The sequence below is a fragment of the uncultured Rothia sp. genome, from assembly GCF_916715725.1.
In the GTDB taxonomy this organism is placed as follows: Bacteria; Actinomycetota; Actinomycetes; order Actinomycetales; family Micrococcaceae; genus Rothia.
Map to the genome: position 1 here is coordinate 24,168 of NZ_CAKAPD010000003.1, position 24,720 is coordinate 48,887.

At 62.1% G+C, this 24,720-nt stretch carries 19 protein-coding genes; 10 read left to right on the plus strand and 9 right to left on the minus strand.

All coding sequences use genetic code 11. From position 1 onward, the window contains the following. Window positions 1-124 precede the first annotated feature (124 nt). Together QZ822_RS02985 and QZ822_RS02990 are read left to right on the plus strand one after the other, a co-directional pair. Window positions 125-445 carry a 2Fe-2S iron-sulfur cluster-binding protein gene (locus QZ822_RS02985; protein WP_005509285.1) on the plus strand — a complete coding sequence of 107 codons (321 nt, stop codon included), beginning with the start codon at window positions 125-127 and terminating at the stop codon, window positions 443-445. Window positions 446-447: 2 nt separating this feature from the next. Next, the gene (locus tag QZ822_RS02990) at window positions 448-1,383 is read left to right on the plus strand and encodes a DUF4232 domain-containing protein (protein WP_294642483.1); all 936 of its coding nucleotides are present in this window, start codon (window positions 448-450) and stop codon (window positions 1,381-1,383) included. Between the two features lie 142 nt (window positions 1,384-1,525). Here the strand turns inward: QZ822_RS02990 and QZ822_RS02995 are convergent, their stop codons facing one another. Beyond that, window positions 1,526-2,113, minus strand: coding sequence for a malonic semialdehyde reductase (locus tag QZ822_RS02995; protein ID WP_294642485.1), 588 nt, complete (start codon window positions 2,111-2,113; stop codon window positions 1,526-1,528). A 147-nt stretch (window positions 2,114-2,260) separates the two neighbouring features. Between QZ822_RS02995 and QZ822_RS03000 the strand changes: the two genes are divergently transcribed. Continuing rightward, window positions 2,261-7,846 (plus strand): DEAD/DEAH box helicase, encoded by a 5,586-nt coding sequence (locus QZ822_RS03000; RefSeq protein ID WP_294642487.1) that lies wholly within the window; start codon window positions 2,261-2,263, stop codon window positions 7,844-7,846. Window positions 7,847-8,121: 275 nt separating this feature from the next. Here QZ822_RS03000 and QZ822_RS03005 read toward each other — a convergent pair whose 3' ends face one another. After that, window positions 8,122-8,706: a TetR/AcrR family transcriptional regulator gene (locus QZ822_RS03005; protein ID WP_005507171.1), complete on the minus strand. Its 585-nt coding sequence runs from the start codon at window positions 8,704-8,706 to the stop codon at window positions 8,122-8,124. A gap of 570 nt (window positions 8,707-9,276) precedes the next feature. Here QZ822_RS03005 and QZ822_RS03010 point away from each other — a divergent pair. The 5 genes from QZ822_RS03010 to QZ822_RS03030 all read left to right on the plus strand — a co-directional run bounded on the left by QZ822_RS03010 (window position 9,277) and on the right by QZ822_RS03030 (window position 14,916). Next, the gene (locus QZ822_RS03010) at window positions 9,277-10,443 is read left to right on the plus strand and encodes a pseudouridine synthase (RefSeq protein ID WP_294642489.1); all 1,167 of its coding nucleotides are present in this window, start codon (window positions 9,277-9,279) and stop codon (window positions 10,441-10,443) included. A gap of 162 nt (window positions 10,444-10,605) precedes the next feature. Then, window positions 10,606-11,868: a glycoside hydrolase family 76 protein gene (locus tag QZ822_RS03015; RefSeq protein ID WP_294642490.1), complete on the plus strand. Its 1,263-nt coding sequence runs from the start codon at window positions 10,606-10,608 to the stop codon at window positions 11,866-11,868. 132 nt (window positions 11,869-12,000) lie between these two features. Then, window positions 12,001-12,939: a Dyp-type peroxidase gene (locus QZ822_RS03020; protein WP_294642492.1), complete on the plus strand. Its 939-nt coding sequence runs from the start codon at window positions 12,001-12,003 to the stop codon at window positions 12,937-12,939. A 124-nt stretch (window positions 12,940-13,063) separates the two neighbouring features. Next, a complete protein-coding gene (tgt, locus tag QZ822_RS03025; RefSeq protein WP_294642494.1) occupies window positions 13,064-14,374 on the plus strand; it encodes a tRNA guanosine(34) transglycosylase Tgt in 1,311 nt (436 codons plus the stop codon). A gap of 32 nt (window positions 14,375-14,406) precedes the next feature. Further along, a complete protein-coding gene (locus QZ822_RS03030; protein WP_005507177.1) occupies window positions 14,407-14,916 on the plus strand; it encodes an SRPBCC domain-containing protein in 510 nt (169 codons plus the stop codon). A gap of 133 nt (window positions 14,917-15,049) precedes the next feature. Here the strand turns inward: QZ822_RS03030 and QZ822_RS03035 are convergent, their stop codons facing one another. From QZ822_RS03035 to QZ822_RS03060, 6 genes are all read right to left on the minus strand, one after another. Further along, window positions 15,050-15,757 carry a hypothetical protein gene (locus tag QZ822_RS03035; RefSeq protein ID WP_294642496.1) on the minus strand — a complete coding sequence of 236 codons (708 nt, stop codon included), beginning with the start codon at window positions 15,755-15,757 and terminating at the stop codon, window positions 15,050-15,052. 201 nt (window positions 15,758-15,958) lie between these two features. Beyond that, the gene (locus QZ822_RS03040) at window positions 15,959-17,092 is read right to left on the minus strand and encodes a phosphoglycerol transferase (protein ID WP_294642498.1); all 1,134 of its coding nucleotides are present in this window, start codon (window positions 17,090-17,092) and stop codon (window positions 15,959-15,961) included. A gap of 105 nt (window positions 17,093-17,197) precedes the next feature. Then, window positions 17,198-17,710 carry a thioesterase family protein gene (locus QZ822_RS03045; protein ID WP_294642501.1) on the minus strand — a complete coding sequence of 171 codons (513 nt, stop codon included), beginning with the start codon at window positions 17,708-17,710 and terminating at the stop codon, window positions 17,198-17,200. Window positions 17,711-18,070: 360 nt separating this feature from the next. Beyond that, a complete protein-coding gene (locus QZ822_RS03050; RefSeq protein ID WP_294642503.1) occupies window positions 18,071-19,561 on the minus strand; it encodes an amino acid permease in 1,491 nt (496 codons plus the stop codon). Window positions 19,562-19,796: 235 nt separating this feature from the next. After that, window positions 19,797-21,251, minus strand: a complete 1,455-nt coding sequence (locus QZ822_RS03055; RefSeq protein WP_294642505.1) for an amino acid permease — start codon at window positions 21,249-21,251, stop codon at window positions 19,797-19,799. Between the two features lie 107 nt (window positions 21,252-21,358). Next, window positions 21,359-22,087 carry a queuosine precursor transporter gene (locus QZ822_RS03060; protein ID WP_070629189.1) on the minus strand — a complete coding sequence of 243 codons (729 nt, stop codon included), beginning with the start codon at window positions 22,085-22,087 and terminating at the stop codon, window positions 21,359-21,361. 272 nt (window positions 22,088-22,359) lie between these two features. Between QZ822_RS03060 and QZ822_RS03065 the strand changes: the two genes are divergently transcribed. Both QZ822_RS03065 and QZ822_RS03070 read left to right on the plus strand, forming a co-directional pair. Further along, window positions 22,360-23,442, plus strand: a complete 1,083-nt coding sequence (locus tag QZ822_RS03065; RefSeq protein ID WP_294642508.1) for a hypothetical protein — start codon at window positions 22,360-22,362, stop codon at window positions 23,440-23,442. Window positions 23,443-23,565: 123 nt separating this feature from the next. Then, the gene (locus QZ822_RS03070) at window positions 23,566-24,261 is read left to right on the plus strand and encodes a TetR/AcrR family transcriptional regulator (protein WP_070629194.1); all 696 of its coding nucleotides are present in this window, start codon (window positions 23,566-23,568) and stop codon (window positions 24,259-24,261) included. A 102-nt stretch (window positions 24,262-24,363) separates the two neighbouring features. Here the strand turns inward: QZ822_RS03070 and QZ822_RS03075 are convergent, their stop codons facing one another. Then, entirely contained in the window at window positions 24,364-24,687 is a 324-nt protein-coding gene (locus QZ822_RS03075) for a type II toxin-antitoxin system VapB family antitoxin (RefSeq protein WP_005507186.1), read from the minus strand. Window positions 24,688-24,720: the final 33 nt, after the last annotated feature.

A 24,720-nucleotide genomic window follows, 5' to 3' on the forward strand; every position in this document is an offset into this window, starting at 1 on the left:
TAAAAATTAATATGCGTTCCCGTGATATGCGTGACGGTAGGGTTGGGGATACACCACAAAGTACGGTGAATAACAGCCCCTACCTCTACAATAGAAACGCATCACTACAGAAGAAGGAGAACGCATGGGCGTAACGATTAAGGTCACTGACGAAGCAGGCGTAAACTACGACATTCAGTGGGAAGACCACCACACCCTCCTGGAAACCCTCCAGGCTAACGGTGTGCCGGTCCTCGCAACCTGTGGCGGTAACGCATCCTGCGCTACCTGCCACGGCTTCATCGACCCCGAGCACTTCGAAGCTTCCGGTGAACGCACCGAAGCTGAGCAGGACCTGCTCGACATGGTCGACGATGTCGCCAACGAGTACTCCCGCCTGTGCTGCCAGGTCGAGTACGCCCCCGGTATGGACGGAGCAGAAATCCAAATGCAGGCGGCGATGTAATCATGTTTAAATCGGCTCAGGTACTCGCATCAACCACCCTCCTCTGCGGCGTGCTAGCGCTCAGCGGATGCGGCGCGTCCCAGGCCGGTCAGGAAGCTGAAGGCACCTCGGCGCAGCCGAGTGCTTCGGCTTCGGTCAAGCCCGGCACGATTCGAGTAGCTTCTGACGGGGCTACCTCTTCGGTGACCCCGGGCTCTATTACCGTGGTGAACTCTCCCGATGCGGAGAACCACGGCTCTTCCTCTGAGCACTCCGAGTCTTCTTCCCACACCGAGACTCGCGAGTCGAAGCAGAACTCGGACTCTCACTCTTCTGGGTCCTCCCACGAGGGTTCCGAGCAGAACAAGTCAGACGACTCTGCAGATTCTCAGCAGGATTCCCAGAAGAGCTCAAACTCGTCTTCACAGTCGGGTTCTCATTCGTCGAACGGATCCTCCCATTCTTCGGAGTCTTCACGTTCGTCGAGCTCGTCGAATTCCTCGGATCGTTCTTCGAACTCCTCCAACAACACTGCTGAAGGCCCCGGCCAGTGCGATCTGGACGACCTGAACATTTCGGTGTCCATTGGAGATGGCTCCCCCGGCGCCCGAAACTACACCCTGTACTTCCAGAATTCTTCGGATTCTTCCTGCACCCTGCGCGGCTACCCACGCGTGGTGCATGCGGGTCCTTCGGGCACCTGGGTCGGTCGTGAGGCTTCCACCTCTGATGAGTACATGAACTCTGCGGGCGTGACCCTCAACCCCGGCGATAGCACCACCGCGGTACTGCGTTCGGTGTACCCGGCACGCTTCGGTGACGCATGTGGTAGCCGCCCGGTTCAGGGCTTCCTGGTGGGTCTTCCCTCCGGTTCCGGTGGCGTGATTGTTCCGCTGGATACGACCGCGTGTTCCTCGTCTGTTCCGCAGCTGTCGGTGGGTCAGTTTGGTGCCCGCTAACGCGGCATTTCAGGGTTAAGAAACCGGCGCGTATAACGCACATATAGTTCAAGGGCGGTTCCCCGTGATGGGGAACCGCCCTTGAGCTGTCTATAAGTCTGAATCTAGGGTTTAGCTTTAGTCATACCATAGCTGCGCGCTCTTAGAGGGAGCGAGCAACCTCATCGTGGCTGAAGCGTGCACCGCGCGGGTATGCGGGAGCCTCGCCGTGGCCGAGGTTGACGATCAGGAAGGGGATCTCTGCGTTGTCCGCGAAGAATTCCTTCTTGATGCCGGCGAAGTCTGCGCCGGTCATGGGGCCAGCGTCCAGGCCGAGGGCGCGGATTGCGGTAATGAAGTAACCTGCCTGCAGGTGAGCGCTCAGCTCAGCGGCGGGGGTAGCAAGCTCCTCGGTGGTGTAGAAGCCCTTGATGAAGCCGGCAGCGTTGGGATTGAAGGTGTCGGCGTGCTCCACCCAGTTCGCGTCTGCGGAGAGGATTGCGGTCACCGGTGCCGCCTGGGTCTTAGCCTTGTTGCCGTCTACCAGGTGTGCGACGAGGCGCTCGCGTGCCTCGGGGCTCTTGACCCAGGTGATGCGCAGGGGCTGGTTGTTGAAGGCGGTGGGGCCATAGAAGGTCAGCTCCTGGATGCGGCGCAGCTGCTCGTCGGTGACGGGCTCCTCGGTGAAGGAGGAGACGGTGCGCGGCTCATGGAAGAGGTTGATGAGCTGTTCGTCGTTCAGGCGGGTCATGGTGAGGCTCCTTTGGGTTGTTTCTCAGTCGATTACTTTACAGGTAAAATATTACATACTCTGTAGAGACACTGTCAAGCACATCTTCCTCCCCCAACCCCCAACAATTCAAGAGGCGCACACCATAAACCCCGCCATAATAGATACATGACCGACGCACTCTCCCACTTCTCCGCCCCCGTACGCGACTGGTTCCGCGCCACCTTCAGCGCACCCACCTCCGCCCAAGAAGGCGCCTGGGAGAGCATCCGCAACGGCAACAACACCCTCATCATCGCCCCCACCGGCTCCGGCAAAACCCTCGCCGCCTTCCTCTGGGCACTCGACGCCCTGCACCGCGAACACGAAGCCGGCACCGCGGGCGGCACGCGCATCCTTTATATTTCCCCCCTCAAAGCGCTCGGTGCGGACGTCGAACGCAACCTGCGCGCGCCCCTCGCCGGAATCACCCGCCTAAGTGGAAACGAGACGGGCGAGCCGAGCATCACCGTCGGCGTGCGCAGCGGCGACACCCCCGCCCGCGAACGCCGCCAACTCATCAGCAACCCACCCGACATTCTCATCACCACCCCCGAATCCCTCTACCTCATGCTCACCAGCGCCGCCCGCAACACCCTCGCCGGCGTCACCACCGTGATTGTGGACGAGATTCACAACCTCGCCGCCACCAAACGCGGCGCACACCTGGCAGTCTCCCTCGAACGCCTCGACGCACTCCTCGAGAAGCCCGCGCAGCGCATTGGACTCTCCGCAACCGTCGAAAACCCGGAGGCGGTCGCCCGGTTCCTCGGCGGCATTCAGCCGGTAACCATCATGAGCCGTCTGGTCGCCAAAGAATGGGACCTGCGCCTGAGCGTGCCGGTGCCCGACATGGCGGCGCTCGGAGGCGCCAACGACTACGGGCAGGGGCTCTACGCGCCCTCAGAATACGCACCCTCGGAGGTGCCGGGCAGCGGGGGCTCGGTTTCTGCCGGCTCGCAGTGGGGCGCGGCGCAGCCTATCTCTAGTGCCGCAAATATCCCGGCGAACACGCCCTATACCCTCGAAGATGCCATTGGCGTATTCCCCGGACAGGAAACCGAACTAGAAACCCGACAAGAAGCCGGGCAAGAACCTGGGTTAGAAATTAGGCAGGCAAACCCGGCGCGACAGGGCGATACCGCCGCGCCCAAAAATACGCTCACCATCCAGGAAGAGGCATTGCGAGAAGGGGCACTGCACGAAAAGGCGCTGCGAGACACCCCCGATAGCGAGCGCCCCGAGACCTCCATCTGGCCGCGCGTGCAGGAGCGCATCGTCGACCATATTGAGAACAACCGTTCTACGATTGTTTTCGTTAACTCGCGCGGACTAGCAGAAAAGCTCACCGCGGCGCTCAACGATATTCACCTGCGCCGCGTCCTCGCAAAGCAGGGAATCGACCCCGAAGACTACGCGGCAGGCATCTGCGACATCGCCGAGGTGCCACCGCTCGCCCGCGCGCACCACGGCTCCGTGTCCAAGGAACAGCGCACCCTCATCGAGGAGGCACTCAAGGGCGGAACCCTGCGCTGCGTGGTCGCCACCAGCTCCCTGGAGTTGGGCATCGACATGGGTCACGTGGACCTCGTAATCCAGGTGGCGGCGCCTCCCTCGGTCGCCTCCGCACTGCAGCGCGTGGGCCGCGCCGGACACCGCGTGGGCGAAATTTCGCGCGGATTTTTCTACCCCAAGCACCGCGGCGACCTGCTCGGCGCAACCGTCACCCTCGCCGGTATGCGCAGCGGAACCCTCGAGCCTCTTGCCATCCCCACCAACCCCCTGGACGTACTCGCGCAGCAGACCGTCGCCGCCTGCGCGTTGGGCCCCATCAGCGTGGACTCCTGGTACGAGGCGCTACGCCGCAGTGCACCCTACGCCGAACTGCCGCGCGCCCTCTTCGACTCCGTACTCGAAATGCTCGCCGGACGCTACCCCTCCGATGAATTCGCTGAATTGCGCCCGCGCATCATCTGGGATCGCACCCCCACCGAGGAAGCCCCCTCCGGCAGTATTGAGGGCCGCCCGGGTGCGCAACGCCTCGCCGTCACCAGTGGCGGCACGATTCCCGACCGCGGGCTCTTCCCCGTCTACCTGGTCAGCGGCGATGAAGAGCGCGGACCCAAGCGGGTGGGTGAGCTCGACGAGGAAATGGTGTACGAATCCCGCGCCGGCGAGGTCATCACCCTCGGCGCGAGCAGTTGGCGCATCGAAGAAATTACGCACGACGCGGTGCGGGTCTCCCCCGCACCCGGTCAGCCCGCGCGCCTGCCCTTCTGGCACGGCGACCGCATGGGCCGCCCCTACGCCCTGGGCGTGCAGACGGGTGCGTTCACGCGCGCCCTCTCCAGCCTGGACGCCACCGATAGCGCCGCCGCCCGCCAGCAACTCGAACAGCTAGGCCTGGACACCTGGGCGGTCGATAACCTGCTCGCCTACCTGCGTGAGCAGCGCGAATCCACCGGGGCGGTCCCCTCCGACACTCGCATGATTGTGGAGCGGCACCGCGACGAACTGGGCGATTGGCGCGTGGTCCTGCACTCGCCGCTCGGCTACGGGGTGCACGCACCCTGGGCGCTGGCGGTGCGCGCCCGCATTGAGGAGCGGTACGGGGTGGATGCCTCCGTCATGGCGAGTGATGACGGCTTGATTCTGCGTCTGCCCGCCATGGAGGATGTGCCACCCGGCGCTGATCTTTTCCTTTTCGACCCGGACGAGCTGGAGGCGATTGTCACCGAACGCGTGGGCGATTCGGCGCTTTTTGCGTCTCGGTTCCGTGAGAATGCGGCGCGTGCCCTGCTGTTGCCGCGCCGTAATCCGGGTAAGCGCACCCCGCTGTGGCAGCAGCGTCAGCGTGCGGCGCAGCTGCTGGATGTGGCGCGTAAGTACCCTGATTTTCCGGTGCTTTTGGAGACGGCACGCGAGTGTCTGCAGGATGTGTACGATGTTCCAGCGCTGGTTCAGGTGCACCGTTCGTTGCAGTCTCGGGCGGTGTCCATGCTGGAGGTTGAGACGAACAACCCTTCGCCTTTTGCGCGCACTCTGCTCTTTGAGTACGTTGCCGAGCACCTCTACGACGGCGATGCGCCCGCCGCCGAACGTCGCGCCGCCGCACTGTCGCTGGACCCGGCTCTGCTGGCTGAGTTGCTGGGTTCGAGCGGTCTGCGCGACCTGCTGGACCCGGCGGTGCTGGTGCAGACTCAGCAGCGTCTGCAGCGCACGGGTGAGCGTTACCGCGCCTGCGGCGTGGAGGGCGTGGCGGATCTTTTGCGCCAGTTGGGCCCGTTGAGCGCGCGGGAGTTGAGCCTGCGCTTGCGGGCTGACAACCCGCGGACTGAATCTGCGGCACACGGTTCTCAAGATTTCGGCGAGTCCGAGGATTCTGAAAACTACGGCGAAGAGTCCAGCGAGGAGTACGGCGCGCACGCCAGCACGACTGAGGCGCGTGAGCTGGCGGAAGAGCTGGTGCGCTCGCGCCGCGCGTTCTCGTTCATGGGAGCTGCCGACGGTTCCGCCGAGCCGCAGCTGTACTATGCGGTGGTTGAGGATGCCGCGCGCCTGCGCGATGGGCTGGGCATTATGCCCTCCGTGGCGCTTCCTACCGCCCTTTTGGAGCCGGTCGCGGAGCCTTTAGAGGATCTGGTTTCTCGCTATGCGCGCACCCATATTCCCTTCACGGCGCAGCAGGCGGCGGAGCATTTTTCGCGTCTGACCCCGGTGGGTGTGGGCGTACTGACTCCGGTGTTGCAGCGTCTTCAGCAGCAGCGCCGCCTGAGCTCCGGCGAGTTCTTGCCCGAGGTGCTACGTGCCTTGGGGCCTGCCGGTGTTGAGTGGGTGGATGCGCAGGTTTTGCGTACGATTCGTGCCCGTTCTCTGGCGGCGTTGCGTGAGGAGATTGAGCCGGTATCGGCGCAGGTCTATGGTGTATTCCTACCCTCGTGGCAGAACGTTCGTTCTTTATCTGTGCGGGTTGCACAGACCCTGCCGGAGGCGAGCGCCTACGGTGCGTTCATGCCCTCCCGCCGCGCCGCCACGGTGATGGGCGAGAGGGTGGCACCCCTCAGCACAGCGGCACCCAACCCGTTAGCTGAGCACGGCGCAGAACATACGGGACAAGATTCCGCCTCCGCCACGGAGGATCTGCTCACCGCCATCGACCAGCTGGCAGGTGTGCGCGTACCGGCTTCCGCGCTGGAGACGCTGATGCTTCCGGCGCGCGTGCCCGGCTACCAGCCGCACATGCTGGACGAGCTTATGGCGAGCGGCAGGGTGTTCTTCACCGGCGCCGGTCAGCTCGGCGGCGGTAGCGCGCAGAAGTCTGACGGCTGGATTCGCCTGCATTTGAGCGAGAGTTCCTCGCTGACTCTGGGTGAGGACTACCCGGAGCAGCTGTTGCGCGCGGAGAACCCCGAGCTTTGGGAGGCGCTGCAGGCTCCGGGCACGCTGGAGCACGCCATCCATGAGGCGCTGGCTCACGGCGGCCTGTTCGTGCCGGCGCTGCGTGAGCGGGTGGCGCAGCTGATGAGCGCTGCGGCACCTGCCGGTCAGGTGGTGACTTTCCCGGATACGGCGGAGGTTTCGGCGGCGCTGTGGCGCTTGGTGTGGGCTGGTGCGGTGACGAACGATAGTTTCGCGCCGGTTCGGGCGATGCTGGCGGGCGTCCGCAGTGCGCATCCGACTCCGGCGGCCCCTGCGCGTCCGTCGCGGGTGGGTCGCCGCGGTGCGGGTCGTATTGCGGCGGCGCGCGCCTCCGTGGGTAACGGCATGGCGGGCGGTTACGGCACTGATAGCTATAGTTCCAGCGGCTACTCTGCGCCTGCCGCCGGGCGCGGTCTGCGTTCCCTGCGCAACAGTTCCCTCCGCGGCGGGCTCCATGCCGCCGCTCCCACCGTTGCCCCGCAGGACAGCGGCCGCTTCTCGCGCGTGGACACGCTCCTGCAGGAGCCCGTGGAGGCGACGGTTGCGGCACTCGCACGCGCCGACCTGCTGCTGGACCGCTACGGTGTGCTAACTCGCGGGTGCCTGCAGGTGGAGGATTCTGCCGGCGGGTTCTCGCAGCTGTACCGGATTTATTCGGCGGCTGAGGATCGTGCGCTGGTGCGTCGCGGCTACTTTATTGAGGGTTTGGGTGCGGCGCAGTTTGCCGCCCCGGCGACGGTGGACCTGCTGCGTTCTACCGCCGATAGCCTCAGTGTTCCCGCAGGTCCGCAGGGTTTTGGTGCGAGCGCCTACGCCCCGCAGCGTACCGATACGGAGCGGGTGTACGGTACGTTCACGGTGACCCTGTTGGCGGCGACCGACCCGGCGAACCCGTACGGTGCGGCGCTGAGCTGGCCCGCGATTCCCTCCTTTGCACACGAAGGCGAGGGGACTGTGAAGCACCGTCCGGCACGCAAGGCGGGCGCCTGCGTGGTACTGGTGGATGGCGCCCCGGTGCTGTACGTGGAGCGCGGCGCGAAGACCCTGCTGGCGTTCACAACCGACCCGGTACTTCTGGAGGCGGCGGCCCCCGCCCTGGCGCGCCTAGTGTCCGCCGGTGGTGCGGAGAAGATTTCGGTGGAGAAGGTCAACGATGTGGAGCTTTTGGGCACCCATACTTTGAGCGCCTCCGGCGGCGAGGTTGTGGAGCATCCGGTGGAGGCTCTGCGTGCGGCACTGCAGGCGCAGGGGTTCTACGCGACGGTTCGCGGACTGTCGCTGCGCCGTTCCATTTAGCCCTCTCCAGAAAGAGCCTCAAGCTCAACCTCAGATTAAATCAATTCCTTTAACCTCAACTTGAGCATCATAATACCCCGCACCCTCACGGAAGGGGGGTGCGGGGCATTATGTTTCCCTACTCACGAACCGGGTGGTGTTCCCGGAGTCCACCACGTCGCAGGCGGCGTGGCGGAGGAATAACCGCCCGGATGTCCACGTCATCTTTGCCGTGGAGCACATAACCAAACATCGGAGCGGGAAGTCCTACGTTGACCTGTCACCTCTTGAGGCGGCTAGTAGCCGCCGGTGAGGGTGTCCACGGCACCCAGGCACAGGTCGATAGCTTCTTCGAGCCCGAGCCCGCGGGAGCGAACGGTGCGCTGATCGCGGGGGTTGAGCTGCACGACGTGCATGGCGAAGTAGTCGACGAGCTGCAACCAGCCTCCGAGGATGACGCGAGTGCGGTCATTAATCGGCATGCCGGTGCGTTCAAGCATCCATTCGAGGTAGTCGGTAGGGTTGTTCGGGAAGTCCTCCCCACCGGGGGTGGGAACGCCGGCTACAACGAGGAAGTACGTGCGTAGCGCATTGCGCAACGCCTCTTCGGGGTTTTCGTGATGCTCGCCCAGGGCCTCAAGGACTGCGTTGGCTTCGCGTCGGGTGACAGCGGCCGCCAGGGAGTCCTTGCCGGGGAAGTAGTGGTAGAGCAGGGCGCGGGTAATGCCTGCATCGCGGGCGATAGCGCTCATGGAGGCACCGAGCACGCCGCGGCGAGCGAAATGTTCTGCAGCGATTTTCAGAATTTGCTCTTCGCGTTCGTGCGGCTCCATACGCAGGGCACCGGTGCGAGGCTCCGCATTCTTTTGTGAATGTTCCATAACCTCTCCTATCGCATTTTCCGGTGCTTTGGAATTGTCCGATTGCACCGCTGTATTTGGGGGTGTTCCTTTAACCTCTGCATCCTTGCGCTGTTTCTGTCCCATTTCGACCCCTTCGTTCGAAATATCGAACTTCTGTGTCTTAATCGTACCGCTTTAAGGCTACTTTCAGCCTTTATTAAGGCGTTTATGACGTAGGGTGCCCAGGTTAGCATGTCTTTAATTGCTTTACATCTTTTATACTTAGAAAAACCAAAGGGGCTAAATTGAGGGTTATTGATTTATGATTTGACAGCATTTTCGAAAATACCGCACTTAAACGCTGTTTTTTGTAAAATTAATGTAGTTTTTTTAAATTAAATGTCCAATAATTTCAAAAATTTGTGAAGTTTTCGTTTTCTGTTCCACATATTCACACAAACATTCATGAGTGTCAGACAAAACTGTCTTCCGCAACCCCACACCCAAGCCCACGGTAATATTTCCACCGGCACGTAGCTCAGCCCAACTCACTCAGTACGCCTCCAGCTTGCCTCCGAACCTACCCCGCCCAGGCGGTAGAGTAGAGCCATGCCCGCACAGAACACCGCACGCCCGCAGCCTATCGCACGCCCCGATACACAGCAGGGAATACAGCCCGCCTATCAGGCAAAGCCTGCACGCCGCACGCATCGCCGTCTGCTGGCCCCTCCGCTGGCTCAGAAGAACGGTATCGACCCAATTCAGCTGATCCTGCCGCGCGTGGAGGAGCTCCCCGCCGAGCTCGCCCCGAGCAACACTGCACCGAACAACACCGCACCGAACAATACGGCTCCGGCAACCATTGCGGATTACCTGATTGCGCGCTTCTACCCGAACGACCCGCAGATTATTCACGCCCGCTTTAATACCGGTGAGGTGCGTCTGGACGACGGCACGATCCTGACCGGCGATAGCCCCTATATGCCGGGTGAGCGCATCTGGTATTTCCGTGAGCTTGCGGATGAGCCGCAGCTACCCTCCGACATGCCGGTGCTCTACGAGGATGAGCACGTGCTGGCGATTGATAAGCCGCATTTTCTGCCGACCACCCCGCGCGGTTCCTATATTGCGCAGACCGCGCTGACCAAGCTGCGGGTGCGTGAGCAGAACCCGCTGCTGATTCCGATTCACCGCCTGGACCGCCCGACCGCGGGTGTGCTGCTTTTTGCCAAGACCGTTGAGGCACGCCGCCCCTTCCAGATGATGTTTCAGCACCGTCAGGTGTCAAAGACCTACCGTGCCGTGGCGCCGGTTCCCGCCGATGCTGCCGCCGCCGAGCAGGCGTTGAGTGCGCAAGGGTTGCAGGTGCGTTCGCATATTCAGAAGATTCGTGATCAGCTGCAGGTTCAGCAGCTTTCTGAGCAAGAGTGCGCGGCGCAGGGTGTGGAGCCGAATACGCTGACGACCGTGAAGATTCTGCGGACTTTCACTCCGAGTGCGCAGGCGGTTGAGGGGTGGCGCGCGGAACCGAATAGAGAATGGGCGCTCTATGATTTGGCGCCTCACACCGGCAAAACGCACCAGCTGCGGGCGCATCTGAATATGCTCAGCTCCCCCATTCTGGGCGATGTGCTCTACCCGCAGGTGCTACCCGACGCGCCAGACCGCCCGGAGTACCCGCTGCAGTTGCTGGCGTACAGTCTGCATTTTGAGCATCCCATCACCGGCGAGCGAGTGGATTTGTACAGCGGGCGTTCGCTGACTGCCGCCTCCTAACTGGTTTTTGAATGGCGTTCACCCCGTTCCCTGCGGTGCATCTTCTCGGCGGTCTCTCGAAAAGGAATCACACCCGAGAGCCCGCCCACAGCATCCGGGCGCTCAGAGGGCAAAAAGTGGGATAATTCAGACGTAATACTTCACCGCAACTACAGAGGGTCCATGAATTCCCAGCCGTCTTCCCACAACGCGCAGTCTCTGGAGTCGATTAGCGAGTACGCCGAGCGCACCTCCTCACATGCCGCTGCCGCAGCCGCCAGCGTCACCGACACCTTCGTGCACCGTATTCTTGGCGTTCCCGGCGCCCTCATTGGTTCGGTGCAAGTGCCCGACCCGCGCCCGCTGAGCCAGCGCCTGAACGCTTGGCACTACTGGTGGCAGGCGCACCTGCTGGACTGTGTGATTGATGCCGGTCAGCGTCACCTGCGCGAGGGCGATATTACTGCCGCCCAGGAACAGCTACACCGCGCCCGCGCACTATTGCGCGGCATTAACGTGCGTAATTACGGCCGCTTCGCGAACGACTACTTTGACGATATGGCGTGGCTGACCCTCGCGGTGGGCCGCATGAACTCCTTCTGCATTGAGCTGACCGGCGCGAATGATGTTGCCGCCCAGGATGCTGGCGCGGCTCTCTTTGAGCAGTTGGCGAAGGGTTTCTCCCCGGTGGGTGGCATGAGTTGGCGCAAGTCCAAGCGTGATTTTGTGAATGCTGCGGCGACCGCGCCGACTGCTCTGGCGTATGTGCGGGCGGGCGACCCGAAGACTGCCGCCGCGCTCATGGATTGGATGAACGAAACCCTCTGGGATGCAGAACGTTCGCTCTATATTGACGGTGTGAACGTGCGCGGCGACGAGTACGAGTACGAGCGCGGCGAATTCACCTACAACCAGGGAACCGCCCTGGGCGCCCTGCTGAGCCTCGCCGCATCCGGTGTGCCCTGCGAGGTGGATCCCGCCGAGCGCGCCGAGCGCCTCATCGTCGGTATCGTCAAGCACATGACCGAAGAGGTGGAGTTCCTCTCCGGTGCTCGCCGCCGCATCCTCATCTCTCACGGTGACGGCGACGGCGGCCTGTTCACCGGCATTCTCGTGCGCTACCTGGGCATGGCGGCATCCTCGCCGCTGCTCAGTGATGAGGCGCGAGCGCTCGCCTCGACCCTGGTGTACTCGACCGCACGCGCCCTGTGGGAGGGTCGCCGCGAGTTTGACCCCGACCTGCCGATGAATGAGTACGGCATTGACCCGAATGAGATTCGCGGTAAGGCGCTCGTGCAGTTCTCCCCGCGGTTCACCGAGCCGATGAGCAAGGTTGTGAAGCCCGGCGCGCCGGTGGAGCTGTCCGCTCAGGTGCAGGCGTGGACTATTTTTGAGACGGCGGCGCGTCTGGCGCATGCCCGTGACCTCGCCTCCCACGGCTTCTAAAGCACAGTTTCTAAAGTACGGTTTCTAAAACCCTGCTGTTCTTTGCCCTCAGCCCTAATCTTCTCCCAGCAGCGCAGAAGGTTAGGGCTGGATTCATTGCGGGGGCGTGCACACGGGCGTACGGTGAATTTTATGCTTGCTTCAGAATCACAACAGGTCACTGCCAGCCCGAACGCTAACACCATTTTCATGGTGTGGAAGTTCAAGGAAGACATTGCTCACGATGCACTCATCGAGGGGTTCCAGAACCTCTGCGGGCTCGTCATTAACCTCAACCACACCGCCGCGAACCGCTACTCGCCCGAGAACGCCAGCATTGTGCTGGGTATCAGCCACAGCGCGTGGCTGACCCTGGATTTACCCAAGCCGCTGCCTCAGGAGCTCGTGGAGTTCGAGGAGATTAGGGGCCATAAGCACACCGCGGTGTCCACTCCCGGCGATTTGCACTTCCACATCCGCGCGACCCAGCCGTCCGTCGCCTACGATATGGCGTCCGCTATTACCGCGGCTCTGCGCGATGTTGCCGAGGTACTGGATGAGGTGCACGGCTTCCGCTACTGGGACGGCCGCTCCATCATCGGTTTTGTGGACGGCACCGAGAACCCGCAGACCCCCGCGGCACGCGAATACTTTGGCGTCATCGGTGACAGCGACCCCATGTACAGGGGCGGCAGCTACCAGTTTGTGCAGAAGTACATCCACGACATGACCGCGTGGAACGCCCTGCCCGTCTCCGAGCAGGAGAAGGTCATTGGCCGTTCCAAGCACGACGACATCGAGATGGGCGAGGACGAGAAGCCCGCCAACTCGCACTCCGCTATCGCCAATATCGGCGATGACTTCAAGGTTATTCGCGACAACATGCCCTTCGGCACCGTGGGTAACAACGAGCTGGGCACCTACTTCATCTGCTACGCCAGCACCTTCTCGACCGTTCAGAAGATGCTCATGAATATGTTCACCGGCGTGGACGGCGCCAGCTACGACCGTCTGCTGGATTTCAGCACCGCGGTGACCGGTACCCTCTTCTTCGTGCCGACCGTGGATATGCTCGGCGACTTCGCCGGCTAAGGCGAGCTAAACCCAGCTGCCCTCAGCTAAATTCTCGTGAACCCCGCCTCTGGCAAGAGAGGCGGGGTTTTCCGGTAGGCTAGGGTGTAGACATTCAGACGGAAAGCAAACAATCGAGAGAAGAATGAGCGTTCTAGATAATTCTTTCCCCACCGAGGACTTTGGCTTCACCATCACCAGCCGCCTGGCGGACACCGCCTCCCCCAGCGCTGAACGTGTAGAAGCCAACGGCGGACAGTTCCGCGGACGCACCGGTGTCATCACCACCCCGCACGGACAGATCGAGACCCCCGCCTTCACCCCCGTGGGCACCAAGGCAACCGTCAAGGCGGTCCTGCCCGAATCCATGAAGGAGCTCGGCGCTCAGGCTCTGCTCTCCAACGCCTACCACCTGTACCTGCAGCCCGGCCCCGAAATTCTGGACGCGGCAGGCGGCCTGGGTGCGTTCATGAACTGGGACGGCCCCACCTTCACCGACTCCGGCGGCTTCCAGGTCATGAGCCTGGGCTCCGGCTTCAAAAAGGTGATCGACATGGGTACCGTCGCGGACGCTAAGGGCGCCGACGGCCGCCCCCTCGGCGACGACGACGTGGCGAAGGGCAAGGAACGCCTCGCCCACATTGACGACGACGGCGTGAACTTCAAGTCGCATATTGACGGCTCGATTCACCGCTTCACCCCCGAGGTGTCCATGCAGGTTCAGCACCAGATCGGTGCCGACGTCATGTTCGCCTTCGACGAGCTGACCACCCTCTACAACTCCCGCGGCTACCAGGAGGAGGCGCTCGAACGCACCCGCCTGTGGGCGCTGCGCTGCATCGCTGAGCACCAGCGCCTGACCGCTGAGCGCGTGGGCAAGCCCTACCAGGCGCTGTTCGGCGTCATTCAGGGTGCACAGTACGAGGACCTGCGCCGCAAGGCATGCCAGGACCTCGGTTCTATGCCCTTCGACGGCTTCGGCATCGGTGGTGCGCTCGAGAAGGAAAACCTCGGCACCATCGTGCGCTGGTGCGCCGAAGAGCTGCCCGAATCCAAGCCCCGCCACCTGCTCGGCATCTCCGAGCCCGACGACATCTTCGTCGGCATCGAAAACGGTGTAGACACCTTCGACTGCGTCTCCCCCACCCGCGTGGCACGCAACGCCGCCGTCTACTCCCCCACCGGCCGCTACAACATCACCAACGCGCGCTTCAAGGCGGACTTCTCGCCCATCTACGAGGGCTGCGACTGCTACACCTGCACCCACTACACCCGCGCCTACCTGCGTCACCTCTTCAAGGCGGACGAGCGTCTGGCGGCGACCCTCGCCTCCATCCACAATGAGCGCTTCATCGTGCGCATGGTGGACGACGCACGCGAAGCCATCAAGGACGGCACCTACTTCGAGTACCGTGACGAGTTCCTCGGCAACTACTACTCCGGCAAGAAGCCCTAAACCCGCTCTTCAACCCGTTTAAGGAGAACCCTATGAGCATCACTCATGTTCCCGATGAGGAGCTTCTCGTCTTCGACCACGAGATCGCAGCCCCGGTCGAGGACGTCTTCGGCGCCTACCTGGACCCCGAACTGCTGGTCCGCTGGTACGGCCCCGCCGGCTGGCACGTGCGCCCCACCGACGTTGTCGTGGAGCCCGTCGTCGGCGGCATGCAGCGCCTGTCCATGATTAACGAGGTTGACCCCTCGGTGTCCTGCATTCTGCAGAGCCGCTTTTTGAGCATTGAACCGTTCAAGGAGCTCGAATACGCCGAGCAGCTGCCCGACCACCTGGGCAACCCCGGTAGCGTGCTGGTGTACCAGCGTCACCGTTTCTTCCCCGAAACCGTGATTACCGCCGACGGCGTGGGTTCCGGTACCCGCATCGTCATTGAGATTGGTCCCATGCCCGCCTCGGTCCACGAGGAGGTGCGCACCACCTGGCGTTCGACCTTCGCCCGCCTGGATGACGTGCTCGCCGCCCGCGCGCGCGGAGAGCTCTAAAACCCGCCGCGCCAGCTGCCTGAGCTAGCTTCGAGACACGCAAGCGCCGCGTTGACGAATCATTCGTCAACGCGGCGCTTGTTTTTAACACCCGTGCCTTGCGGGGTGTGCCCTGCCGGGTGTGAGTCGTAAACTAGTTGGTCAGCTTCACGGTAATGACGGTGCTGCCACCATCCAGGGACACGCACTCAGGGGTCGCACGATCCGCACCGTCGCCCGGCTTCCAGTAGCAGCGCGCCGACATGACGGTACGCTCACCATTCGCCTTATCGGTCACTTCGGCGGGGTTCTGCACCACAAACTGGCGGATCAGCTCACGCGCAAACAGGCAATCCACCGCACCGGAAGCCACCTGAACCGTAGCGTTGTGCTTCAGGTAGCCGGTAGCGTCCATGCTGCCGCAGCTACCGCCCGCAGACTGAACATCCGAGCTGGACAGGCTCGCGGTGCTCGACGCCTTCGCCACTGCACTCGCTGAAGTATTCGCCTTAGCCGATGCGGAAGGGCTCGACGCCGCGCTCGCCTGCGCGGTCGCCGTGGGGCTTGCGGTGGTGATGGTTCCGGGGCTCACGGTAGCCGCCGCGGTGGGGGTGTGCACGGTACCGGCAGTCGGGGTGCTTTCAGTGACCGTTGCGGTGCGGGTGGGGCTGGCGGTTGCCTTCGCGCTCGTAGCGCTGGGGCTAGGGACTACGGTAGCGCTCGGAGAGGCGGTGGTAGCGCCTCCGGAGCATGCCGACAGGGCAAGCAGGAGCGTGGCGCCGAGCGCCACGGGGGAATAGCGCTTAGCGGTGCGGAGAGTAGTAGAAGAAGCCTGGGTAGAGTGCTTCTGTGCCGGATGCATAGTGACCTTTCTGCGTCATCGGTTCGGGTTCCTACCCAGTATTCTAAAGACGCTACCTGTGAGCTAGCTATATGGCATCTGAGGAGCCCGCAGGGTGCTTACCTATGAGACACGGCGAGAGAGCACAACAGGAGGGGCTCCCCGGCATGGCGGGGAGCCCCTCCTGAGTTATTCACAAGCTATAGCGACAAGCACCAACGCTTAGTCTTCGTGCCTGCCACGCACCAGAATAGTGTGACCGTTTCCGTCATGACAGCTAATCGAGCCAGTCTCAATCTCACCGAAACAGGTCAGCTGATTACCGTCGGCAGCGGGCACAGTCACCACATCCCAGGTGTGCATCATCTTCGTGTTTGCTGTGGTGGTTTCCGCGTGCAGAGCCGAAGACTCGTTCACGGTATTCACCTCGCTGGCGCCGGTCTTGAAGTTCATGCGAGTCACCTCCACCGGACCGGCAAAAGTACGACCGACCGCACCGTTACCGTTGCCGGTCTGCTCACCGGTGCGGCGCTCGCACACCAGGGTTCCGTCCGCAGGGTTCAACTCGCAGAGGGTGCGCTCGTCATCGCTCTTGAAACGGTAGTAGCCGGCGCCGGAATCGTAGTAGGAGGGCTCCATGAGGAACGGGATCTCGGGAGCGTCCGGGTTCTGCAGGCGAGCCACGAAGGCGACATCCTCGCCGATGGTGCATTCGGGGGCGCCGCGATCCTCGCGACGGTTCTCAGCCATCTCGTACTGCGGGTTCCAGTAGCAGGTGGCGTCCTGAACCTTCGCGATCTGGTGCTGGGTCAGGTTGTCGTCGGCACGCGGGGTGGTGACGTACTCGGTCAGCACATCCAGTGCGTGGGCGCAGTCCACGGTACCGCGCAACACGATGATTTCCGCGCCACCCTTCAGGTAGCCCTTGCGCCCGATGTGTCCGCAGCGCTCGCCGGCGGAGGCGCGTTCAGCCTCCACCTTTTCGGGCGCGCGAGGAGTGTCACCGGTAGGAGTCGCTGCCGCGGTGGGGGTTTCCTTCGCCTCAGCGGGTGCGGAGGATTCGGACGCCTTCGCCTCGGTGCTCTCTGCGGGGGCGGGCACCTGGGTTTCGGTGACCGTCGGCTCGGTACTCTTTGCCGGCTCAGCGCTCTTCGTCGGCGATGCCGTCGAGGACGGTAGCGGGTACTTCGAGTGGTTAGCCGTGCCGGAGGCGCTGGGGTTCGACGAGGAGTTTTCGCTCTGAGAACCGCCAAAGCAGCCAGTCAGGGCAAGGAGCAGGGCGGCGGCGCATCCGGTGGCGCGCATCGTGCGGCGACCCCAACCGGCAGGGCCTGCCTGAGTGTGGTGAAACGACATTGTTATCTCTCCCGGGAATGAACCTTTTGCACCCTTTGCAGAAGGTATTTAAAGCATACGCTTAACCCCGTTCAAGACCGGTTTATTACAGCAGAGCGCCAGCCCCTACTTCTGCGGCAGGTAGGAGCTCAGCAGGTCACGCTGCTCGGGGCTGAGTCGGGTCAGCCGCCCCGCCACGGAATCCCAGAACGCCAGCACGGTGAAGGCACGCACGCATTCGCGGCCGTCCACCGGGGAGAGAATCGAGTAGCCAATCCGCACGGATGCCGCGCTGACCTTCTCCACGCGCGCACGCACGGGTACGGGCTCGCCGGTGTAGGGCAGCTGAGCCAGGTAGCGGATGCCGTGCTCGGCGATGAGTGCCTGCACGCCCTCGGCGACCAGCTCGAACAGCGGAATCGGAGGCTGCGGTGCCACGGTAGGCTTCTGACCGGAGGAGGGAGGCGGGCCGAAGAGCGCCACGCGGGCTTCTTCCATGAGGGAGAGGATGGCAACGTTGTTGACGTGGCCGTAGGCGTCCATGTCGCCCCAGCGGGCGGGAACGTGCACCAGCAGTTCGTCGGTGGTACCAGCCTCGGAGGCGGGGGTGTTTTCGCGGTTCTTTTCGTGGCTTTGCATGGTTTTAACTCTACTCCCCCACCGCTGTGAGGCGGCTATTCGTACGAATCCGCAAGGTACAGCAAATGAATCAGCTGATAATGATTCGGGGGCTAGAAATATATTTGATAGTTAAAGCGATGAGGCTCGAAAGCTACGATGCTTTCGAGCCTCATCCAACACACAGACATTTGAACGCATACAAGATCATACGGTTCACTGTCTATGATAGACCTGCCCTGAGAGCCCACGGCATTTTTACGGTTTTATTACGAGGAATTCCAGAAATTTTCCGTATTTTTCGTTTATTACCCGCACTAGCCGCGAACTACACTACTCAGGATTTCAGGGGTAAAACCCCCGAACACAGAACCGCAGTTCCTAACGACCCAGCTTCGCCGCGGTCTCCAGAGCGTGATCGGCGTCGTACTCGCCGGTTGCCTGCTGAGCCTCCACAAAGGTCTGCTCATCAATCACGTGAGTGTGGCGGATACGAGCAAAGTACAGCAGGCTCAGGACCACAAAGTAGCCCACACCCACCACAGCCGGAATCATGGAACCACGCACCATGAAGAGCGCAACCCACACCGCGAAAAGCAGCAGAACACCGACCGCGGCAGTGAACTGGCCACCCCACAGGCGGAAACCATCGGTCGCAGGCTCAACACGCTTGTACACAATGTAGGCGAACAGAATCAGAACCCACACGGTCAGCGCGCACACCATAATCACGAAAATCATGGAGAGGAACGCTTCCTTCGGGCTGTACAGCGCCAGCAGAATAGCAATCACCATGCCGCTCGTCGACAGCCATACCGCACGAGCCGGAACGCCAGCGCGGTTCACCTGAGCCAACTGGATAGGCGCCATACCGTCAACCGCCAGCGAGTGCATCAGACGCGCACCCGCGTACAGGTTCGCGTTCGCACTCGACAGCGCCGCAATCAGCACCACAAAGTTCACGAAGTGCGCCACGCCGTGCACGCCCAACTGCTCAAAGACCAGAACGAACGGGGAAGCATCCACCGCGTCGCCCAGACCCGACGCCGAACGCCACGGAATAATAGCCACAACAATCAGGACCGCCAGCACGTAGAAGGTCGCCAAACGAACCATCATCGCCTTAGCCGAGGAACGCACCGAGCGGGAGGGGTCCTTCGCCTCCGCGGCAGAAATCGAAATCATCTCAATACCGCCGAAGGAGAACATCACAACAGCCAGCGACAGCCACACCGACTGCGGGCCGTTCGGCATGAAACCGCCATCGTTGAAGAGGTTCGCGGTACCCACCGCAGCGTGGCCGGGCAGACCGAAGAAAATCAGGCACAGGCCCACCAGCAGGAAGGCAACAATCGAAATGACCTTAATGGAGGAGAGGAAGAACTCCAGCATGCCGAAGGACTTCACGCTCGTCAGGTTCAGCACAATCAGCGCCACACCAAACGCGGCGATACCCGTCCACAGCGGAAGCTGCGGCCACCAATAATTCAGGTAGGTCGCCACCGACACCAGCTCAACGCCGGCAATCAGCACAGTCGCCGTCCAGTAGGCGATGCGAGTCAAAAAGCCCGCGAACGGGCCCAGGTAGCGGGTAGCAATAGTGCCGAAACCGCCGCGGACAGGGTAGCGAACCGCCATTTCACCGGTTGCCGCGCCAATCACCGAAGCGAGCGCAGAACCAATAGCGTAAGTGAGAATGACCGCAGGACCAGCCATCGCAATAGCGGTGCCCGAGCCCAAGAAGAGGCCCGTACCGAGCGCGGAACCCATCACGATCATGGTCATCTGTCCGTGAGACAGAGAACGCTTCAGGGTGCGCTGCCCGGCGGTCCCCGCTGCAGCCTGGCTGCGGGTATCGTCGTTGTGGGACACGAAGGTGCCTTCCGTCAGTACGCCTTAGGGGCGTGATGTGCAATGTGTGCTCGCACCCGGCTCCCGCGGCCTCATATCCTCGGTGACAGGTGCGAATAGTTAACTATTCTACGGGCACGTCCGAGCCGTTCAGAACGGCGCCGCCGGAACCTGCAGAAAGCGAAAGGCACCGGGCAGGGTCACTCCCCCATCCGGTGCCTTTACTTGTTTTAGCCTCGCGAGGCTTTCACGCTATTTAGTGCTGTGCCGCGTTGGTGTCCTCGTCGGCGTGCATAGCGTCCAAATCGGGGCGCTCATAACCGCCCTTAACCTTCGAGGAGATGGCGTAGCCAATAGAAATCAGCACGAAGAAGACGATGCCGACCATGATGGATTCCTGAACACCCGAGCCGGGCAGCATGAACATTGCCGCCAGGGTCGCCAGAACACCCGCCAGGGCAAGGCCTGCGGTGACGCGGCCACCCAGCACGGTGAAGGAGGATGCGTTCTTCTGGTTCTTCTTGTACGCCTGGTAGGTCAGCAGAATCATGATCCACACGACCAGGATGCACAGGGTCACCAGCGCCATGAGCAGGGCGAAGATGTCGCCGATCTTTGCAACAGCCATCACGGTCGCCACGACAACGCCGGTGAAGGAGATCAGCAGAGCCACGACCGGCACACCGCGCGAGGAGGTGCGGGCAGCCACTGCGGGAGCCATACGGTCAGAGCCCAGCGCGTGCAGCAGGCGGGTCGCAGCGTACAGGGAGGCGTTCGCACCCGAGAGCGCAGCCACCAGCACCACGAAGTTCATGATGTCCGCGGCGAAGGGGATGCCCAGCTCAGAGAAGACGAGCACGAACGGCGACTCGGTCAGCTCCGAGTTCTGTGCGGCGGTCTGCCAGGGCACCAGGCACAGAATAATCGCCATGGACACCACGTAGAAGGTGGACAGGCGCCAAATCATTGCCTTCACGCTGGTTGCCACCGAGCGTGCCGGGTCCTTCGCCTCCGCTGCGGAGAGAGAAATCATTTCCACACCGCCGAAGGAGAACATGACAACAGCCATCGAAATCCAGATAGATGCCGGGCCGTTCGGCAGGAAGCCGCCGTCGTTCACGAGGTTTGCGGTACCCGCCGCAGCGTGGCCGGGCAGACCCACGAACACCAGTAGCACACCAATCACCATGAACACGATGACGGCAGAAACCTTAATCGACGAGAGCAGGAACTCCAGGGCGCCGAAGGACTTCACGCTCACCAGGTTCAGCACCAGAATAATCGCACCGAAGAGGGCAACGAACACAGCCAGGGGAACGTCCGGGAACCAGTACGCCATGTAGTGGCCAACCGCCACCAGCTCAGCACCGGCCAGCGGCACGGTGCACGCCCAATACGCCCAGCGAGTCAGGTAGCCGCTAAAGGGGTTCAGGTATCGGCTGGCAATGGTGCCGAAACCGCCCTGGACGGGGTGACGCACGGACATTTCGCCCGCGCACGCAGCAATGGTTGCCGCAATCATCGAACCAATAGCGTAAGAGAGAATTGCGCCGGGGCCCGCGATTTTAATGGCGGAGGAGGAGCCCAGGAACAGGCCCGTACCCAGCGCCAAGCCCATTGCAATCATGGTCAACTGGCCGTGGGAGAGGGAACGATTCAACGAGTCGTTCTTCTCCGACTGCTCGGGGGTGTTCCCCTGCAGTTTAGACATAACGTATCTCTTTCTTAGACATGCTGTGTATTGAACAAATCTGAAAAGGCAATGCCGCCCAGGCATTAGGCCGGGCGGCTCTGCACATCAGCTGTAAGGAGGTTAGCTTATGCCACGTACTCCAGTTCGTGACGCTTGAACCAACCAATAATCGGGTAGCTGATCGGCATGAGGAGCACCTCGACCAGGCACTTGTAGATATAGCCAATCAGTACGTAGTTGATGAACGCTTCCGGGGTGTCGATACCGAGCACCGGTGCGGCGATTGAGCAGAAGATGAGGGTGTCGAGCAGCTCGCCAACCAGGGTGGAGACAATCATGCGCAGCCACAGGAAACGGCCCTTGCTTGCCTTCTTCATCGCCACCATGACCCAGGCGTTCAGGGTCTGACCGAAGAGGTAGCCGAGCAGGGAGCCCGCAAAAATCTGCCAGACCGGGCCGAGAACCTGTGCGAACGAATCCTGGCCGGTGTAGAAGCTTGCCGGCGGCAGGTGCACAATCAGCAGGAAGCACAGGGCGGCAAAAGCAGCCGAGGCGAAGGAGGCTACAATCGCGCGGCGGGCACGCTTGAAGCCGTACACCTCAGAGAGAAGGTCACCAATAACGTAGGCGAGAGGGAAAAGGAAGAAACCACCATCGGTGACGATGGTGTTACCGATAAGGGGCAGTTCGAAGGGCAGCGGACCGAACTCCACACCCTTGGTTGCACCAATATTCGAAATGATCAGGATGACGCAGGACGCGCCCAGCAGCAGATCAAAGTAGCCGCGGCGACCAGCCCAGGGCACCTTAACGGTGCTCGTCTGAGCCTTAGATTCGCTAACGGGTTTAGCCATTACTTTCCCCAAGTCTTTCTTCATGCGATGTGTTTCTTCACGCGAGGTACGAGCCCTCACGCATGGTGGGTGAGCGCGCTATGCAGGGCGCTACTCACCGGCTCGTCTGCCACCCGAGCCTATCTAATAGTACCTATATGCCGTGACGGCGGCAGGTTTCTGCGCCTCTTTCAAGAGTATGGACGCGGCATGCGCCCGGTTACCCGGTGTGGGATGCCTGCGGCACCATCTCATCCCGGCAGGGGCAGAACCCCCGCACCTACAATGGAAATATGAAGAGACTGAGCCGCAGAGTTCACCGCAGCGGAGTTTACCGCAGCGGCGCTCACCATACCGGGCAGGTGGCATCCCTGCTGGAGGCGGGGCGTGCGCTGCGTGCCTCGGTGCGCCGCTCGGTTCGTGGCTCTATACGGCGAGCGCGGAGGCGGCGGCACCGCAATCAGCGTAGGCTCAGCGCACATATCCCGCGGTTGCATCCGCTGCTGACCTATGCGGCACATGCGGTACGAACCGGTATTTCTCTTCTGGAGCCGATGCTTTTGGCTTCGTCTGAGCTACTCGGTTACCGATCGTTTACGCATCGCGGCCGCAATATCTACTACCGGGTCGATAACCTGCACCTTCTGACCGAGTCTGAGTCCGCGCCCGGTGTGCTGTTCTATTTTGATGGTGATCATCTCTCGCGTGCCGGTAGTCGTCTGCTGCGCCGCACCTCCCCGTTGCGTGCCGAGTTGGCGCAGGTGGCGGCTGAGTTCAACATGCTATCCGTGCCGGTGCTTTCACCGGGTAGCCTGCGGGAGCCGCGCCTTGCCGATACCGGCGCCTATGCCCCTCCGCTGACCTATAACTGGTGGGTTCGCGCCCGTTCGAACGGCAGGATGGTCCGCGCCCTCATTGAGGAGATTGCCCTGGCGTACGGGGTGGATACGAGCCGTATCTGGCTTGCGGGCTATTCGGGTGGTGCCGAGTTCCTCAGCTACGAGTTGCTTTCGCACGATATTGAGTGGATCCGTGGAGGCGGCGCCACCTTCATCGGTGGCGGCGGCGCTGACGGCGTGCCCGTGCGGGTGCGTGAGCAGGCTGCGCTGAATCCTTCTTCGCATGAGCGTCTGCTGATGAGCTGGCATGTGGGTGTGCTGGATGGGCGTTCGCCGTCGGGTCGTCGTCGCATGGCGACGAGTTCTGAGGGGAGCTGGTCGGCGCGTATTGCGGTGCAGGAGGGTAGTGCGTTCTACGAGGGGTTGGGGGCGCGAACTCTGCTGCAGGTGACTCCGGGGCGTGGCCATACGGGGTATCCGATTGCGTCGTTGGTGGGTGCTGATTTGGCGGCGGCAACGCGTTTGGGGTTCCTGTAGGAGCTGCGTTTTGTCACAGGTCGTTTTGTCATAAACGTGAAAATTCGCATGGATTACGCAAATTTCTTGGTGACACATTCGATAAATTCGTCATTTGCTGACGATTTAGGGTAGAGTGTCACTATGCCTCGTATTTCTGCAGCAACCAACGCCGCCCAGCGCGAAAACACCAAGCGCGCCATCCTCAACTCCTTCGGCGAAATCCTCTACAACCGCGGCCTCTCCGGCCTGACCATGACCGACGTCGCCAAGAACGCCGGCATCGGCCGCACCGCGGTCTACAACTACTTTGCCGACATGGGTGAACTGCTGGTCGCCTACGCCCTAGACGAGACCGAACGTTTCCTCAACGAGCTGCGCGTCGGCCTGGAGGGCATCGAAAACCCGATTGACCAGCTCGCGGTCTACATTCGCCTGCAGATCAACGACCTGGCGCGCCGCCACCTGCCCCCGGGCCCGGCAATGCGCTCCATGCTCTCCCCCGAGTCCTACGCAAAGCTCGGCAAGCACGTGCACGAGCTGCAGATGGTGCTGGCGCATATTCTCTCTGCCGCGATTGCTGAGAACTACATTCCCAAGAACGACATTCGCGAACTGGCGATGCTCGTGCACGGTTCGCTCTCTTCGAGCGCTGGCCGCGCCGAGGACGCGCCGGACGAGGAGACCCGCGAGCGCCAGATCCTGAATACCATCCGTTTTATTCAGATGGGCTTGGGTGCGCGTTTTGATGCCGAGGGTAACCCGGTGCGCCTAGATTCGCAGGAATCTCTGCCGGAGCAGTCCCCGGTGCAGGATGCGACCTTGAAGGCAGCTTCCTAATCCGCCCCCTCGTCACGGCGGACTGAGCAGTTATACGTAAAATGCCGCAGACCCGATGCTTCAGTGCGTCGGTCTGCGGCATTTTTGTATTCGAGTAGGCGTTTATGCGCCGGGCAGTAGCGCCGGGGAGATGGAGTCCAGGTCCAGCACGCGGGCGTACATGACGGCGCGGCGGTGCAGGGCGTTTCGGAGCGCGCGGTGCACGCCGTCTTCGAGGTAGAGTTCGCCACCCCATTTGACGACGTGCGGGAAGAGGTCGCCGTAGAAGGTGGAGTCTTCCGCGAGCAGGGTCTCGAGGTTGAGGGTCTTCTGGGTGGTGATGAGGGTGTCGAGGCGCACCTGCTGCGGCGGGATTCCTCCCCAGTCGGCGTGGGTCATGCCGTGCTGCGGGTAGGGGCGGCTGTCGCCTACTTTTTTGAAAATCATGGTGGTGCTTTCTGCAGGTATGGGGCGCCTCGG

Coding starts and splice junctions, on each gene's coding strand:
- QZ822_RS02985 (WP_005509285.1), top strand. CDS start 125: ATGGGCGTAACGATTAAGGTCACTGACGAAGCAGGCGTAAACTACGAC.
- QZ822_RS02990 (WP_294642483.1), top strand. CDS start 448: ATGTTTAAATCGGCTCAGGTACTCGCATCAACCACCCTCCTCTGCGGC.
- QZ822_RS02995 (WP_294642485.1), bottom strand. CDS start 2,113: ATGACCCGCCTGAACGACGAACAGCTCATCAACCTCTTCCATGAGCCG.
- QZ822_RS03000 (WP_294642487.1), top strand. CDS start 2,261: ATGACCGACGCACTCTCCCACTTCTCCGCCCCCGTACGCGACTGGTTC.
- QZ822_RS03005 (WP_005507171.1), bottom strand. CDS start 8,706: ATGGAACATTCACAAAAGAATGCGGAGCCTCGCACCGGTGCCCTGCGT.
- QZ822_RS03010 (WP_294642489.1), top strand. CDS start 9,277: ATGCCCGCACAGAACACCGCACGCCCGCAGCCTATCGCACGCCCCGAT.
- QZ822_RS03015 (WP_294642490.1), top strand. CDS start 10,606: ATGAATTCCCAGCCGTCTTCCCACAACGCGCAGTCTCTGGAGTCGATT.
- QZ822_RS03020 (WP_294642492.1), top strand. CDS start 12,001: ATGCTTGCTTCAGAATCACAACAGGTCACTGCCAGCCCGAACGCTAAC.
- tgt (WP_294642494.1), top strand. CDS start 13,064: ATGAGCGTTCTAGATAATTCTTTCCCCACCGAGGACTTTGGCTTCACC.
- QZ822_RS03030 (WP_005507177.1), top strand. CDS start 14,407: ATGAGCATCACTCATGTTCCCGATGAGGAGCTTCTCGTCTTCGACCAC.
- QZ822_RS03035 (WP_294642496.1), bottom strand. CDS start 15,757: ATGCATCCGGCACAGAAGCACTCTACCCAGGCTTCTTCTACTACTCTC.
- QZ822_RS03040 (WP_294642498.1), bottom strand. CDS start 17,092: ATGTCGTTTCACCACACTCAGGCAGGCCCTGCCGGTTGGGGTCGCCGC.
- QZ822_RS03045 (WP_294642501.1), bottom strand. CDS start 17,710: ATGCAAAGCCACGAAAAGAACCGCGAAAACACCCCCGCCTCCGAGGCT.
- QZ822_RS03055 (WP_294642505.1), bottom strand. CDS start 21,251: ATGTCTAAACTGCAGGGGAACACCCCCGAGCAGTCGGAGAAGAACGAC.
- QZ822_RS03060 (WP_070629189.1), bottom strand. CDS start 22,087: ATGGCTAAACCCGTTAGCGAATCTAAGGCTCAGACGAGCACCGTTAAG.
- QZ822_RS03065 (WP_294642508.1), top strand. CDS start 22,360: ATGAAGAGACTGAGCCGCAGAGTTCACCGCAGCGGAGTTTACCGCAGC.
- QZ822_RS03070 (WP_070629194.1), top strand. CDS start 23,566: ATGCCTCGTATTTCTGCAGCAACCAACGCCGCCCAGCGCGAAAACACC.
- QZ822_RS03075 (WP_005507186.1), bottom strand. CDS start 24,687: ATGATTTTCAAAAAAGTAGGCGACAGCCGCCCCTACCCGCAGCACGGC.